General features: G+C 75.1%; 13 protein-coding genes and 1 tRNA gene. 10 read left to right on the top strand and 4 right to left on the bottom strand.

The genetic code is table 11. The features are described from left to right. Nucleotides 1-116 precede the first annotated feature (116 nt). From ACTSKS_RS07380 to ACTSKS_RS07395, 4 genes are all read left to right on the top strand, one after another. Nucleotides 117-527 (top strand): VanZ family protein, encoded by a 411-nt coding sequence (locus tag ACTSKS_RS07380; RefSeq protein ID WP_144786463.1) that lies wholly within the window; start codon nucleotides 117-119, stop codon nucleotides 525-527. Nucleotides 528-561: 34 nt separating this feature from the next. Further along, a tRNA-Ala gene (locus ACTSKS_RS07385) sits at nucleotides 562-634 on the top strand. Nucleotides 635-878: 244 nt separating this feature from the next. After that, nucleotides 879-2,006 carry a glycosyltransferase gene (locus tag ACTSKS_RS07390; RefSeq protein ID WP_442927416.1) on the top strand — a complete coding sequence of 376 codons (1,128 nt, stop codon included), beginning with the start codon at nucleotides 879-881 and terminating at the stop codon, nucleotides 2,004-2,006. Next, complete coding sequence (locus ACTSKS_RS07395; RefSeq protein WP_210079054.1) at nucleotides 2,006-3,097, top strand: glycosyl transferase; 1,092 nt, start codon at nucleotides 2,006-2,008, stop codon at nucleotides 3,095-3,097. The genes ACTSKS_RS07390 and ACTSKS_RS07395 overlap by 1 nt, the downstream gene beginning before the upstream one ends. A gap of 28 nt (nucleotides 3,098-3,125) precedes the next feature. Here ACTSKS_RS07395 and ACTSKS_RS07400 read toward each other — a convergent pair whose 3' ends face one another. Then, on the bottom strand, nucleotides 3,126-5,120 hold the full coding sequence (locus ACTSKS_RS07400; RefSeq protein ID WP_210079053.1) for a glycosyltransferase: 1,995 nt from the start codon (nucleotides 5,118-5,120) through the stop codon (nucleotides 3,126-3,128). Between the two features lie 164 nt (nucleotides 5,121-5,284). Between ACTSKS_RS07400 and ACTSKS_RS07405 the strand changes: the two genes are divergently transcribed. From ACTSKS_RS07405 to ACTSKS_RS07420, 4 genes are all read left to right on the top strand, one after another. Continuing rightward, a complete protein-coding gene (locus ACTSKS_RS07405) occupies nucleotides 5,285-6,397 on the top strand; it encodes a glycosyltransferase family 4 protein (RefSeq protein ID WP_144825180.1) in 1,113 nt (370 codons plus the stop codon). Beyond that, the gene (locus ACTSKS_RS07410; protein ID WP_260849725.1) at nucleotides 6,394-7,773 is read left to right on the top strand and encodes a glycosyltransferase; all 1,380 of its coding nucleotides are present in this window, start codon (nucleotides 6,394-6,396) and stop codon (nucleotides 7,771-7,773) included. The genes ACTSKS_RS07405 and ACTSKS_RS07410 overlap by 4 nt, the downstream gene beginning before the upstream one ends. 178 nt (nucleotides 7,774-7,951) lie before the next feature. Then, nucleotides 7,952-8,905, top strand: a complete 954-nt coding sequence (locus ACTSKS_RS07415) for a WcbI family polysaccharide biosynthesis putative acetyltransferase (protein ID WP_119217778.1) — start codon at nucleotides 7,952-7,954, stop codon at nucleotides 8,903-8,905. A gap of 112 nt (nucleotides 8,906-9,017) precedes the next feature. Beyond that, complete coding sequence (locus ACTSKS_RS07420) at nucleotides 9,018-10,199, top strand: NAD(P)/FAD-dependent oxidoreductase (protein WP_078026234.1); 1,182 nt, start codon at nucleotides 9,018-9,020, stop codon at nucleotides 10,197-10,199. Nucleotides 10,200-10,369: 170 nt separating this feature from the next. Here ACTSKS_RS07420 and ACTSKS_RS07425 read toward each other — a convergent pair whose 3' ends face one another. Beyond that, nucleotides 10,370-11,131, bottom strand: a complete 762-nt coding sequence (locus tag ACTSKS_RS07425) for an OBAP family protein (protein ID WP_237069058.1) — start codon at nucleotides 11,129-11,131, stop codon at nucleotides 10,370-10,372. Nucleotides 11,132-11,476: 345 nt separating this feature from the next. On the opposite strand from ACTSKS_RS07425, the gene ACTSKS_RS07430 reads away from it, so the two are divergent. After that, a complete protein-coding gene (locus ACTSKS_RS07430) occupies nucleotides 11,477-11,752 on the top strand; it encodes a DUF1540 domain-containing protein (RefSeq protein WP_439883955.1) in 276 nt (91 codons plus the stop codon). Between the two features lie 9 nt (nucleotides 11,753-11,761). Here the strand turns inward: ACTSKS_RS07430 and ACTSKS_RS07435 are convergent, their stop codons facing one another. Beyond that, entirely contained in the window at nucleotides 11,762-12,589 is an 828-nt protein-coding gene (locus tag ACTSKS_RS07435) for a hypothetical protein (RefSeq protein ID WP_439883956.1), read from the bottom strand. 163 nt (nucleotides 12,590-12,752) lie between these two features. Between ACTSKS_RS07435 and ACTSKS_RS07440 the strand changes: the two genes are divergently transcribed. After that, complete coding sequence (locus ACTSKS_RS07440; RefSeq protein ID WP_439883957.1) at nucleotides 12,753-13,196, top strand: transporter substrate-binding domain-containing protein; 444 nt, start codon at nucleotides 12,753-12,755, stop codon at nucleotides 13,194-13,196. 21 nt (nucleotides 13,197-13,217) lie between these two features. On the opposite strand, the gene ACTSKS_RS07445 is transcribed toward ACTSKS_RS07440, so the two are convergent. Then, nucleotides 13,218-13,723, bottom strand: a 506-nt coding sequence (locus ACTSKS_RS07445) for a transposase (RefSeq protein WP_442927417.1), incomplete at its 5' end; no start/stop codon positions are given.

Consider the following 13,723-nt stretch of genomic DNA (forward strand, 5'->3'; position numbering starts at 1 on the left):
CCCACCCGGATGGCGCGATCATCACATGGTCGGCGCAGAAATGGCAAAAACATAGAGCCTTTTCAGCAGGGCGGGGACCATGAGTGCCCGGCGCAGAAGCCGGACAGAATGGGCGGATGACCGTTCCTTCCGGCTCCCCGGCCGCCCCCTCCGCCCCCGCTTCCCGACGACGGCGCCGCGCCCTGGCGGCGGCGCTGGCCGCCGCCGTCGTGGTGCAGCTGGTGGTGCTGTACCTGCCGGGCGAGCAGGTGCCGGAGGCCGGGTTCGCCGTGCCGGGGCTGGACAAGGCGATCCACGTGGCCGTGTTCGCGCTGCCCGCGTTCCTCGCCGTGGGGCGGGGGCGGAGCGCGTGGTGGGCCCTGCCGTTCGCGGTGCACGCACCGGTGAGCGAGCTCGTGCAGCACGCGTGGGTGCCGCTGCGGACGGGGGACCCGGTGGACGTCGTCGCGGACCTGGCGGGTGTGGTGCTCGGCGTGGTCGCCGCGCGGCGCCGCCGAATTGGAGGATCGGGGGCGGCGGGCGTATGATGGTCCGGTGCACTCCCGCGGGAGGGCACGACCTGGGGCTATAGCTCAGTTGGTAGAGCGTTTCGTTCGCAATGAAAAGGTCAGGGGTTCAATTCCCCTTAGCTCCACGGACCGTCCCGGTCCGCGATCCTCGAGGTCGCGGGCCGGGACTTTCTCGTGACGGGGGCGTGTGCGCCTTCCCCGCCCTCACCCGGGAGGGGGGTCGGCGCTTCCGGGGGGACCCCCCGGGTGTCTACAGTGCCGGGGTACGTCAGCGCGGACGTGATGCGGCCGTCTCACCGCAGGTCAGTCGCGCTTCTGCCGCCCCGCACGGGGCCGTTCGGCCCGGCCCGGGCCGGGAAGGGGACGCCGATGCGCATCAGCGTGCTCACCCACATGCTCCACCCCATCCGTTCGCCCTACGAGGGCGGGCTGGAGATGCACACGGCCATGACCGTGGAGCACCTCGTGCGCCGGGGCCACGACGTCACCGTCTACGCGCGGGAGGGCACCCGGCTGCCGGGCGACGTCGTCGCCGTGCTGCCCGCCGAGGGCGCCGGCCCGGGCCGCGCGGGCACCCGCGTGCGCGAGGCGGCCGCCCGCCGGGCCTGCGCGCTGATCCTCGACGACGACTCCGACGCCGTCCTGAACAACTCCCTCTCTCCGGCGCCGCTCGAGCTGCTGCGCGCCCGCCCCATGGTCACCGTCCTGCACACGCCGGCCACGCTGGCGGAGGTGCTGGCCGTCGTCGACGCCCCGGGCTGGACAGCCCCCGACCACCACCGGTGGGCCTCGGTGTCCGCGTCGAACGCGCTGGCCTGGCAGCATCGGCTGCCGCGGGTGGATGTGGTGCCCAACGGGATCGAGCTGCACCAGTGGGTCTCCGACGCCGTCCCCGTGCGCGGCCGCGCCGTGTGGTCGGGCCGGATCACGGCGGAGAAGGGCCTGCACGTGGCGATCGACGCCGCCCGGATCGCGGGCATGGAGCTGCACTTCGCCGGGCCGATCTCGGACGAGGAGTACCACGCCCGCGAGGTCGTGCCGCGGCTCGGTCCGGACACCGTCTACCACGGCCACCTCGACCATCACGCGCTGCCGCACATGCTCGCCACGGGCGAGGTCTTCCTGGCCACCCCCCTGTGGGCCGAGCCGTTCGGGCTCGCCGTGGTCGAGGCCATGGCGCTCGGCGTGCCGGTGGCCGCGCTGCTCAGCGGCGCGATGGGGGAGATCGTCGCCCCGCAGGCCGGCGCACTGGCCGTGCACCACACGGCGCAGGAGCTCGCGGTCTCGATCCGTCACGCCCGCCGCAAGGACCGGGGACGCGTGCGCGCGTGGGCCTGCCGGTTCAGCGCGGAGACCATGGTGGAGGGCTACGTGGACCTGCTCGAGCAGGCCGCCGAGGACGCCCGTGACCTCGCCGCCGCCGAGGACGCGTATGGGTTCGACCCGCAGGGGGTCCCGCGCCCGTCCGCCGAGGCGGCGGACCTGGAGTCCCTCTGATGGCTCCGGCCCGCAGGCGGGTCCTCTACTACGCCCACCAGCACGGGGCGGGGCACCTGCGGCACGCCGCCGGCCTGGCGTCGACCGGGGCGTTCGACGTGACGGTCGTGACCGCCCATCCCCGGGCGGCCGAACTGCTGCCCGCGGACGTCCCCGTCATCCCGCTGCCCTCGGACCTCGTGCCCGGCCACCAGCAGCCGGCCCGCTCGCCCCTGCACTGGTCCCCGGTGGGGCCCGAGATCCGGGCGCGCTTCGACGCCCTCCACGCGGCGGCGCAACGGGTGGACCCGGACGTGTGCGTGGTGGACGTGTCCGTGGAGGCGGCCCTGTTCCTGCGCCTGGCGGGCTGGCCCGTGCTGCACCGCCGCATGCACGGCGAGCGCACCGACCCCGCGCACGCCCTCGTCTACGCCGAGGCCGACGGCCTCTTCGCCCACTACGCCGCCGAGCTCGAGGTCCCCGCCTGGCGCGCCGCCCACGCGGACCGGGTCACCTACCTCGGGGTCGCGGACGTCACCGGCCGGCTCGGCACCCGCGCCACGACGACGTCGTCCGCCGGCGCCGCCCCACGCGTCGCCGTGATCGCCGGGACAGGCGGCGGCGGGGTGCGGGCCGCGGACCTGGCCCGGGCGGCATCCGCCGTGCCGGAGGCGACGTGGGAGGTGTACGGCCCGATCGCCGGGGTGGGCGATCCGGAGGCGCCGGGCGGGCTCGCGGCGGAGGCGATGCCCACCACCGTGACGCTGCACGGCTGGGTCCAGGCGCCGGCCCGCCGGGCCGCGGACGCCGACGTCGTGGTGGTCTCGGCCGGGCACAACGCCGTGGTGGACGCCGCCCGCTCCGGCCGCCCCGTGGTGCTCGCCCCCGAGCCGCGGCCGTTCGACGAGCAGCGCGTGTTCGTCCGCGAGATCCACCGGGCCGCGGGCGTGCCGTGGTGCGCGTGGGAGGACCCGGACGCCGACTGGGCCGGCGCGGTGCGCGGCGCCCTCGCGGACCCGGCCGCCGCCGATCGGCTCGCGGGCCTGCTGCTCGTGGCGCCGGACGAGTACCGGCGGCGCTGGGAGGCGGCGATCGAGGGCGCCCTGGGCTGAGCCCCGATCGCCCCCGGCGCGTCGCCCCTCAGTACGCGGCGTCGTCGCGGCGGGCGGCCGTCAGCTCCGCCTCCGTGGGGTGACGCAGCAGCGCGAGCCGCTCCCCCTCGGGGTCCCACGCGATCAGCCCCGCGTCCGCGAACGCGCGCAGCCACCCCTCCATGGCCCATCGGCCGTGCACCTGCCGGAAGCGGCGGGCGTTGACCAGGATGTCCTCGAGGTGGTGCAGCGGCGGGACCATCACCCCGTGGTGCTGGTGGAACGCCTCGGCGGGGCTGAACCGCAGCGTCAGGCCGGCGTCGCGGGCGCGGAAGGCCAGGTCCGTGTCCTCGGCGCCGTAGCCGGTGAAGCCCGCGTCGAAACCGCCGATGCGGGCCAGGTCCGCGCGGCGCAACGCCAGGATCAGCGTCCACACGAGGTGCCACTCGTCCGAAGGGCCGGCGGTCAGGTGCGCGCGCGCCCGGTGGGGCACGGAGAGGCGGCGCAGCAGGGCGTCAGCGCGGTGCGAGGTCAGATCGGCCTCCCCGACGTCGCGGGTCCAGCCCGGCCGCAGGTAGCGGGGCCGGCCCATCACCACGGACCCGGGGTGGGCCGCGACCTCGGTGGCCAGCACGCCGACGGTCTCGGCCGCCGGGATGCAGTCCACGTCGAGGAAGACGAGGATCTCGCCGGTGGCGAGCTCGGCCGCGCGGTTGCGGGCCTGCGCCAGCGGCAGGCCGGCCTCGGCGGCCACGTGCCCCACCGTGACGGGCAGGTCCGTGGCCGGGACGCGCCCGTCCGGCTGGCCCATGAACACCACGACCACCTGGTCCGGGCGGCGGTGGGAGCGCTCCAGCCCGGCGATCACGCGGGCCAGGTGCTCGTCCCGGTGCCCCGTGATGACCAGCACGGACACGCCCGGCAGCGCCCCGCGCGCCCGGGCGAGGGCCTCGCGGTAGACGGCCACGTGGGCGGCGGCCACGCGACGGCGCTGCCGGGCCCGGGCGGCCGGGTCGGCGGGGGCCGTGCGCGCGCGGGCGCGCACGAGCGTCTCGAGCGCGTCGGCGAGGGAGTCGGGGTCCTCCGGGTCGAACGCGGCGAGCGAGTCGGGGGTCAACCAGGCGCCGGACTGGTCCGCGATGTGCCCGATGTCCGCGACGGCCACCGGCACCCCCAGGTCCCGGCACATCTCCACCCAGCCCGAGTGGGTGCCGACGCGGTACGGCAGCACGGACACGTCCACGTCGCGCAGCAGCGCGTGCAGGGCGGGGTCGTCGAGCCGGTCGTGCTGCCACAGCTCGAAGCCGTGGTGGGCGCAGCCCGCGCGCAGCGCGGCCAGGGCGTCCTCGTCCTGCACGGTGTCCTGGACCTCCACGGTCACCCGCGCGTCGACGCCGCGGTCGGCCAGCGTCCCGACGGCGGCGGCCAGCACCGGCAGCAGCGCCACCGGGGCCACCTGGGCCCGCAGGTCCTTGGCGTGCACCAGCAGGCGGGCGGGGGCGGCCGCGCCGTCGCCGTCGTCGGACGCGTCGGGGGGCAGCACGCCGGGGGCGTCGTCGTCGCCCCGCGCCGCGAGGTCCTCGAGCGGGACGATGTGCGGGTGGGGGACCACGAGGGCGCGCACGCCGTAGTCGCGGGCGAGGGTCGCCGCGGCGCCGGGGGTGAGCGTGAGCACGGCGTCCGCGCGGCCCAGCAGCACGGCCAGGCGGTCCCGGTGGGGGCCCTGGTCCGTCAGGTGCGGGTTCTCGAGGTCGTGCACGGTCACGACGACGGCGCCCCCGTGCGCGTGCTGCGCGTCCAGGGCGGCGGCCAGCTGGGCGGGGCTGAAGTGCTCGAAGCCGAAGTGCACGTGCAGCACGTCCGGGCGGTGCTCGGCCAGCCACTCCGCGCGCAGGGCCCGGGGCGGCCACCACTGGTGCGCGGGCGCGCCCGGCACCGGCGGGTCCGGCAGGAACTCCACGTCCGGCGCGGCGCCCGGGTCGAGGGGGCGGATCGCGCGGGTGTACGGGTGCTGCGCGGGCACGTGCTGGACGGTGATGCTCACGGGGGAGGGCCTCCTGACCTGGGGATGCGATGCCGCGCGGGCGGCGTGTCCCCGTCCCGGGTCGGGGGTCGCGGAATCTAGTCTGTCAGGGCAGGATCGGAGAATCGGAGCAGCGGCATCCTGTCCGTTCCGGCGCGCCGCCGCGTCGAGGAGCGCCGCCGCAGGTGAAGGGGATCGTGGACGTGGACTCGCAGCCGCAGGGACGTGTGCTGTACGTGACCGTGGGCGCGCCGGAGCACGGCGTGGTGCGCCATGGCCGGCAGACCGCCGCCGCCCTCCGTCGGGTGGGCGCCGAGGTGGAGCTGCTCACGGCGGAGGACGTCGCGGCGTTCCGGGGCCTCGTGCCCGTGCTGGAGGAGGCGCGCGCGCTGGGCGCCGCCGTGCACCTGGACGTCACGGACGCGCTGTTCGGCCCCACCGCGACCGCCGCCGCGGACCTGCTCGTCGACGTCCTGCCCGAGGGCACCACGCTCACCCTGCACGACATCCCGCAGCCCGCCGAGGGCGACGGCCGCTACCGCCGCCGCGGCGAGGCATACGCGCGGCTCGCCCAGGCGGTGGACGGCGTCGTGGTGTCCTCGCAGCACGAGCGGGCGCTGCTGGCGGACCTGGTGGACGTGGCCGCGGACGTGGTCCCGCTGCCCGTGGAGGACCGCCGGGCCGCGGCCGCCCGCGCCGAGCCGGTGGTGCCGGAGAGCATGGCCGGCCTCGACCGGGACCTCGTGCTCTTCGGCTTCGTCTACCCGGGCAAGGGGCACGCCCTCGCCCTGGAGGCCCTCACCGAGCTGCACCGCCAGTGGGGCCCGGATTCCGGGGCGCCGCGCCGGCTGACGGCGCTCGGACCCGTCAGCATCGGGCATGACGACCTCGTGGCGGAGCTGACCCGCGACGCCGAGGCGCGCGGCCTGGAGTTCCGCGTCACCGGGTTCGTGCCGGACGAGTTCGCGGACGCGGCCCTGCTCTCGGCGGGCATCCCGTTCGCGGCGCACCGCAACGTGTCCGCGTCCGGGTCCCTGGCGGCGTGGACCTCGGTGGGGCGGAGGGCGATCGCCTCCGCGGGCCGCTACACGGAGGAGATGGAGCGCCTGCGCCCGGGCACCCTGCGGCTCGTGCACCCGAACGGGTCGCCGGCCTTCGCGCTGGCCGAGGCGATCGCCGAGGCGGTCGAGGACCCCGAGCGCACGTGGCTCGACCCCGCCGTGGACCTCTCGCCCGGGGCCGAGGACTGCGCGCGGATGCTCTTCGACGTGCTCCGCCGCGTGCACAGGTGGACGTGAGCGCTGCCGTCTCCGTGGTGGTGCCCTACTACCGGGCCCAGGCGGACCTCGACCGGCTCACGGCCGCGCTCGCGGCCCAGCGCGGCCTGACCGGCGGGCTGCAGCTCGTGGTGGCCGACGACGGCTCGCCCGTCCCGCCCCGGGTGGACCCGGGCCTGCCGTTCGACGTGGTGACCGTGCGCCAGCGGGACCGCGGGTTCCGCGCCTCGGCGGCCCGGGCGCTCGGGGCGGAGGCGGCCGACGGCGACGTGCTCGCCTTCCTCGACGGGGACATGCTCCCCGAGCCCGGGTACCTCGCCGCGGCGCTGGCGGCGGTGGCCACGGCGCCCCGGGACGCCGCGGTGGTGGGTCGGCGGCGGCACCTGGCCGAGGCCTGGCTGGAGCGGGCCTGGGCGGACGGCTGGCGGCCCGGGGACGAGGTGCCGGAGAGCTCCCGCCTGGCTGAGCCGGCGTGGCTGGGTGACGGGTACCGCGCGACGGACGACCTGCGCCGCGCCGACTCCACCGGCTACCGGTACGTCATCTCGGCCGTGCTCACGATGGCGCGCGAGGTCTACGAGGACGCCGGCGGCTTCGACCCCGCGTTCGTGGGCTACGGCGGGGAGGACTGGGAGCTGGCGCACCGGCTGTGGCGCGTGGGGGCGGCCCTGCGCCACGCGCCGGACGCCGTGGCGTGGCAGGCCGGCGCCGACTTCGGCGGACGCGGCGACACCGCCGAGGCCGCCCGGGTGAAGGCCCGCGAGGCGCTCGTGCTCGCCTCGCGCATCCCCGCGACGACGGCCCGCGGCCACGGCCTGTCCCTGGCCGGCCCGCTGCGGGTCGAGGCGCGCGTGCGGGTGCCGGAGGGCGCGGACGGCGCGGCGGCGGCCGTGGTGGCGGTGGACGCCGTGCTGCGCGCGGCACCGGGGGCGCGGGTCGGCGTCGTGGGCGGCCTCGACGAGGCGGCGGCGCGGGCGCTCGGCGACCCCCGCGTGCGGCTGCTGGGCGAGCCCGACGGCGGCGCGGCGGCGTCCCAGGACCTGCCGCCGACGCCGGCGCGCGGCGACCTCGACGCCGTGCGGTCGGTGCCCGACTGGTCCGTGGACGTGCACGTGCCGCTGCGGCCCGCCGCGGCCGGAGCCCGGCCTGACGCGGACGCCGTCGCCGCGTGGCTGCTGCGCCTGGAACGGGCCGGCGTCGAGCGCGTGGAGGTGCTGGGCGAGCCGGGCGAGCGGGCCGAGCGCGACGTGCTCGCCGTGCTGACGTGCGCCCGGGCGCGGTGGCGGCGTCGGCGGGGCGGGACGGCGCGGGTGTGGCGGGTGCCCGCCTCCCGGCTGGGCTGGGCGCCCGTGGCCGCCGTGCCGGACCTCGAGGCGTGGTGGGGCGGCTGGGGCTGAGCGGGCCGGTGTCCGCGGGGCTGGCACAATCGCGGACAGGACGGAGCACGGGAGGACCGATGAGCGAGCTGGACGAACTGGACTTCGCGGCGCTCTCCGCGTTCCTGGCCTGGTGGTTCGGGAAGACGGGCGTCGACTGGATCCGTCGCGAGGACGGCTGAGGAGAGAGGACGCAGGCGTGCACGAGGACGAGGGACGACGCCGGCACTACGGCCACTTCTACGGGCTCGAGGACCTGCCCGAGGGTGACCTGCTGCTGGTGTGGGGCAACTGCCAGGGCGAGTCGTACCGGCGGCTGCTCGGCGGGGAGCCCGGCACACCGCTGCACGGGGCGGACCTGGTGAGCGTCCGCGTGCCGCCCGCCTTCGAGGCCCAGCCGGACGAGGTCGAGCACCTGGAGCGGCTGCTGCCCCGCGTGAAGGCCCTCGTCACCCAGCCGATCCCGCACGACTACCGGGGCATGCCCATCGGCACGGACCAGCTCGTGGCCCGGTTGCCGAAGGACGCCGCCGTGGTGCGGATCCCCGTGGTGTACGACGTCTCGCGCTTTCCCTGGCAGGTCACCCTCCGCAACTGGAAGTTCGCGCCCGGGGCGGCCGAGCGGCCGGGGGAGGACCCGCCCGTCGTGCCGTACCACGACCTGCGCGTGCTGGCCGAGGCGGCGACGGGCCGTCGTCGGGAGGTGGCGCCGGCGGCGATCCGCGAGGCCGCGGCCGCGTCCGTGCAGGCGCTGCGGGCGCGGGAGGAGGCGAAGGGGACGCTGTCCATGGCGGATCTGGTGGCGGCGGAGCGGGGCGTCGGCTTCTACACCGTGAACCACCCGACCAACATGCTGCTGACCCGCGTGGCCGAGCGCGTGGCCGGGCACCTGCCGGGCGACGTCGCCGTCCAGCCCGTGCCCGCCTCCCGCGTGCTCCTCGGCGGGGTGCGCGCGCCCCTCGAGGCGGTCGTGGTGGAGGCCCTCGACCTCGACGCCGAGCCGACCGAGGACTGGACCGTGGCCGGACAGACCGTCCCGGCCGAGCAGCTGCGACAGACCCACCTGGACTGGTACGCGCAGAACCCGCAGGCCGTGGAGGTCGGGATGCGCAAGTACGCCGACCAGCTGCGGCTGCTGGGCCTCGCGGGCTAGCGCCGGCCCCGGCCACCAGTGGAGGATGGGCGGCACGTCCCGTCTGCCGCGGAGCACGTCTGCGGGGGCGGCCGTACCGTTTCCTTGACCCCGTCACCCCACGGAGGACCACGTGACCGAGCAGTACGACATCCTGATCGTCGGCGGCGGCAACGCCGGCGTGTCCTTGGCCGCCGCACTGCGGCGGAAGCGGCAGGGTCGGGTCGCCATCGCCGACGGCCAACAGCTGCACCGCTACCGGCCGATGCTGAACTACGCGGCGGGCGGGCAGGCGGACATGGCCCGGTTCGAACGGCCGATGCGGGCCGTCATCCCGGACGGGGTCGAATGGATCCCGGACCACGTCGTGGCCGTGGACGCCGAGGAACGGACCGCGGTGACGAGCACCGGGCTGACCGTGGGCTTCCGCCACCTCGTGCTCTGCCCGGGGCTGACCCCGTGGTGGGGTGCGATCGACGGGCTGCGTGAGGCCTACGCCGCCGGATGGGCGGCGAGTGCGCACGTGCCCGAGCACGTGGACGCCGCCCGGGCGCTGCTGTCGCGTGTGGCCGCGGGGGACCGTGTGGTGGCGAATGTGCCGGCTGAGCCCTCCTCGTGCGGCGGCACCGTGCTCAAGGCGCTGTTCCTGGCCTGCGCGGCATGGGAGCGCACGGGGATCCTGCCGGACGTGGACGTCCACCTGGTGACCCCGTACGGCCGGATCCTGGACCGGCAGACCATCGACCCCGCTCTGGCCGAGGCCGTGGCGAGGTACGGCATCCATGTGCACGCCGGCGCAGAGGTGAACGCCGTGGACCACGAGGCCCGCGAGGTGGTGCTCAACACCGGTGAGCGGATCACCGACGTCGCGGCCGCGTACATCACGCCCGTGGTGCGGGCCCCGGAGTTCATCGCCGAGGCAGGCCTGGCGGACGACGGCGAGGCCGGCCTGGCGGCCGTGGATCCCGCGACCCTGCGGCATCCCGTGCACCCGCACGTGTGGGCGCTGGGCGACGCCGCCGCCCTGGGCACACGGCCCTCCGGCGGAGCCCTGCGCCGGCAGGTCAAGATCCTGACCCAGAACATCCAGGCCGCGGACGCGGGGAAGCCGCTCCAGAAGTACGACGGCTACACCGTGATCCCCGTGATGGTCAGCCGGGACGAGCTGGTCCTGGACGAGCACGTCCGCGACGGCTCCGAGGACCGGTCGATCCCCGGCGTGGACCTGACGAAGCCGCGGAAGAGCACGGCGGCCTTCGACCGCCTCGGCCAGCCCCGGATCTACTGGCACCGACTGCTCAAGGGCAAGGTCTGAGCCCAGCGTTCTCGCTGCCGCGACCCGTGCGGCGGACGTGCTGTCCCACGCGGGGCGCCCCCACCCGATCCGGATGACGGCCCCGGCCCGCCGAGCGTTTTCGTTCGGGAAACGGCGGCGTGTCGCACCGCTTTCGTTCGGGAAACGGCGCCCTGCCGACGACGCCGCCCTCAGTCGTCGCGGCCCCGCACCGGGCGCTCCTCGAGCGTGGTCTGCACGACCCGCCCGCGCTCCCAGCTGTTCGCGCCCGGCACCACATCCGGGACCGGGATGTCCGCGCGGTGGCGCCGCTTGGCCGCGGTGTCCACGCCCAGGCGCTCGTCGCGGGCGCGCAGGAGGGCCTCGTCCACCTGGCCGTCGCCGGTGAGGCCCATCATCAGCTGGGGGATGCCGTACGGGAAGTCGTCCCGGTCGTACTGCCAGGTGTGGAACGTCTTCCCGTAGGTGTGGATGAGGTCTTCGAAGTAACTGTGCTCGGCCAGCTCGGGCACCCCGGGAGCGGTGAGGGCGCCGGAGCTCACCTCGTAGTGGTGGCTGTGCCACAGGCGCCGCTCCTCGTCGGGGAGGCTGCGGAACCGCTCCTCGCTGATGATGTACTCGATGCCGATCAGCCGTGCGTCCGGCGCGTTGCGGTCGAAGATCACGCACTGGTGCAGGTCGTGGCGCAGGTGGATGCAGAAGTGGCTGGCTTCGACCTGTCGGCCGAGGTCGTCGGCGTAGAAGTGCAGTCCGTTGAGATAGGTGCTCATCGCGCCCATGGGGTACTTCGGCTGGACCAGGCCGGATGCCGCGTCCAGGAGGCGGTGCTTGAGCGGGTGACCCTTCCCGACGGCGGCCATGACGGCGATCTTGCGGGCTGCGGTGACGGCGGCCGCGGTGCCCAGTCCGGCGGCGAACCCGAGGGCGGTGGAGGACAGGCGATGGGTGCTCATGGCCCCACGCTAGGAGCGCGGGGCGGACTCGGCCAGGGTGGTGGGGCTGCCGGGGCTGCCGGGGCTGCCGGGGCTGCTCAGGAGGCGGGGACGGCGGATCGTCTGCGCATCTGACCCTTCTGAGTGGGCGCGTGGTCGCCAGAAGGGCCAGAGATGCAGAAGATTCCGGGCGGCCGGCGGGCACGACGTCGGTCCATACGACACGCGACAATGCGCAAAATCCATTTGCGCTAATCGTCTATCGGCTAAGGATCACCCCTCTTGTGCTATTCGTGGGCCGGAGTAATCTCGATTCCAGCAGCACCGCCCCGGCCCGGGGCGGGCCCGAACCGGGAGGATCACGCCATGACCACCGCCGTCCGCACCTGCGCCGCCAGCGCCTGCGCCTTCAATGCCGAGTCGTCCTGCAACGCCCTGGCCATCACCGTCGCCGGCACCGACCGCACGCCCGGCTGCGGCACCTTCGTCCAGCTGGACGTCCGCCGCCCGGTGACCGAGGGTGCCTCGACCGTCGGTGCGTGCCACCGCCTCGAGTGCACCTACAACGCCGACCTCGCCTGCACCGCCGAGGGCATCGAGGTCACGGACGTGGCCACCTGCGCCACCTACACGATCGACTGACGCCGCCCCTCAGGGGTGGGCGACCCGCGCCGGGATCGCGTCCAGCAGTCGCCGCCAGGCGTGCCGGGGGCTGTGGTCGAGCCGGCCTGCACCGGGCAGGGCCACGTGCACCGCGGTGCTCTCGCCGTCGCGGACGCGGAGCAGGGTCACCCCGGCTTCGTCCGCGTCGAGGGCGTGGGCGGGGGACTCGGGCAGGAGTTCGGTGTCGACCTGCAACGGGGTGCTCTCGCCCGGCAGCAGGCCCAGGGCGACGGCGTCGGCCAGGTCCGCGAGCACCTCGGGGGCGGTGCCCAGCACGTCGTCCGCCAGGTCTGCGAGCTCGGCCTGGTCGATGAGCCCGCGCGATGTGAGCGGCAGGGTGTGGCGGCAGAACACGGCGACGCCGTCGACGTCGTGCAACAGGATCCGCTGGGTCTCGACCACGCCCACGCGCACCCGTGGGCCGACGTCGGCCACGAGGTCTGCGACGCGACCGCGTAGCCCCAGCGCCGCGACCCCGGCCGAGTCCCGGCACCAGCGCAGGGTGCCGAGCAGGTGCACGGACGCCAGGCGGGTGGGGAGCGTGAGGTCCAGGGCGTCGCGCAGGACGTCCACGCGCACGTCCAGCGGCGCGGGCGTGTGGAACGCGCCGAGCGAGCCGAGGAGGTTGGGGACGTGGGCGACCACGAGGCGGCCGTCCGCGCTCACGCCGTGGACGGCCGTGGTGAGCGTCTCGCCGGCGCGGAAGGCCGTGACCTCGACGGAGCCCTCGCCGCGGAGCAGCCGCTGGGCCAGCAGCAGACGACGGGGCGCCACGGGCGGCAGCGGATGGGCGGGGTGCGTGGAGGCGTGGGCCATGGGGGTCCTTCCGGCGGGGGTCCGAGAACCAGTAAGGCACACCTCAGTGAGATACGCAAGGCAAGTGTTGTGTATTTGCCGAACGCGGGGCGGCGGTGGGGGCGAGTGGTGCTGGGCTACGGTGACGGGACTCACATGCCGTCGTCGAGGGAGACAGCCGATCATGACCTTCCGCCCTACCCACTACCGACTCACGACGGCGGCCTTCGGCCTCGCCCTGGCGCTCGCCCTCACCTCCTGCGGCACGGCGCAGGATGCGGGCAGCTCATCGGAACCTGCCACCGCCACCGTCGCCGACTCCGCACTCACACGCATCAAGGAGGCCGGGACGTTGCGCGTCTGCTCCACCGGTGACTATCCGCCCTTCACCGAGCAGACCGAGAGTGGCGACTGGAAGGGCATCGACGTGGACATGGCCCGCGATCTCGCCGAGACCATGGGCGTGGAGCCGGAGTTCGTGAAGACCAGCTGGAAGACGCTCATGGACGACTACACGTCGGGGGCGTGCGACGTCGCCGTCGGGGGCATCTCCCTGAACCCGGAACGCGCCGGGCAGGTGTACTTCACCGTGCCCACGCAGGAGGTCAAGCCCCTCGTGATGGTGTAGCGGTCTGATCCTTCATGGGGGTCAGGCGCTGAGGCCGAGGGTGTGTTCGGTGTCGGGGTCCACCTCGTCTCCGGTGTTGGTCACGGTGGTGAGCCTGCAGCGGGCCAGGACTTCGAGACCGAGGTAGCGTCGACCCTCGGCCCATTCATCGGTCTGCTCGGCCAGCACCGCACCCACTAGCCTGACGATGGCCGCCCGGTTGGGGAAGATGCCCACCGCGTCGGTGCGACGGCGGATCTCCCGGTTGAGCCGCTCGGCCGGGTTGTTCGACCAGACCTGCGTCCAGACGTCCTTCGGGAACGTGGTGAAGGCCAGGATGTCCGCCCGGGCGGCGTCGAGGTGCTCAGCCACGGTGGGCAGCTTCTCGCTCACGTAGTCCAGGAGCCGGTCGAACTGCGCGTGCACGCTGGCCGCATCGGGCTGGTCATAGACCGAGTGCAGCATGGCTTTCACGGCCGGCCACATGTTCTTCGGGGTGATGCCCATCAGGTTCGCCGCGTAATGGGTGCGGCAGCGCTGCCACGTCG

This window comes from Micrococcus sp. TCR-5 (assembly GCF_052220525.1).
GTDB classification, from domain to species: domain Bacteria; phylum Actinomycetota; class Actinomycetes; order Actinomycetales; family Micrococcaceae; genus Micrococcus; species Micrococcus luteus.

Excerpts from the sequence above, each read along its gene's own strand:
- ACTSKS_RS07380 (WP_144786463.1), top strand. The coding sequence starts at position 117 with ATGACCGTTCCTTCCGGCTCCCCGGCCGCCCCCTCCGCCCCCGCTTCC.
- ACTSKS_RS07390 (WP_442927416.1), top strand. The coding sequence starts at position 879 with ATGCGCATCAGCGTGCTCACCCACATGCTCCACCCCATCCGTTCGCCC.
- ACTSKS_RS07435 (WP_439883956.1), bottom strand. The coding sequence starts at position 12,589 with ATGGCCCACGCCTCCACGCACCCCGCCCATCCGCTGCCGCCCGTGGCG.
- ACTSKS_RS07430 (WP_439883955.1), top strand. The coding sequence starts at position 11,477 with ATGACCACCGCCGTCCGCACCTGCGCCGCCAGCGCCTGCGCCTTCAAT.
- ACTSKS_RS07425 (WP_237069058.1), bottom strand. The coding sequence starts at position 11,131 with ATGAGCACCCATCGCCTGTCCTCCACCGCCCTCGGGTTCGCCGCCGGA.
- ACTSKS_RS07440 (WP_439883957.1), top strand. The coding sequence starts at position 12,753 with ATGACCTTCCGCCCTACCCACTACCGACTCACGACGGCGGCCTTCGGC.
- ACTSKS_RS07395 (WP_210079054.1), top strand. The coding sequence starts at position 2,006 with ATGGCTCCGGCCCGCAGGCGGGTCCTCTACTACGCCCACCAGCACGGG.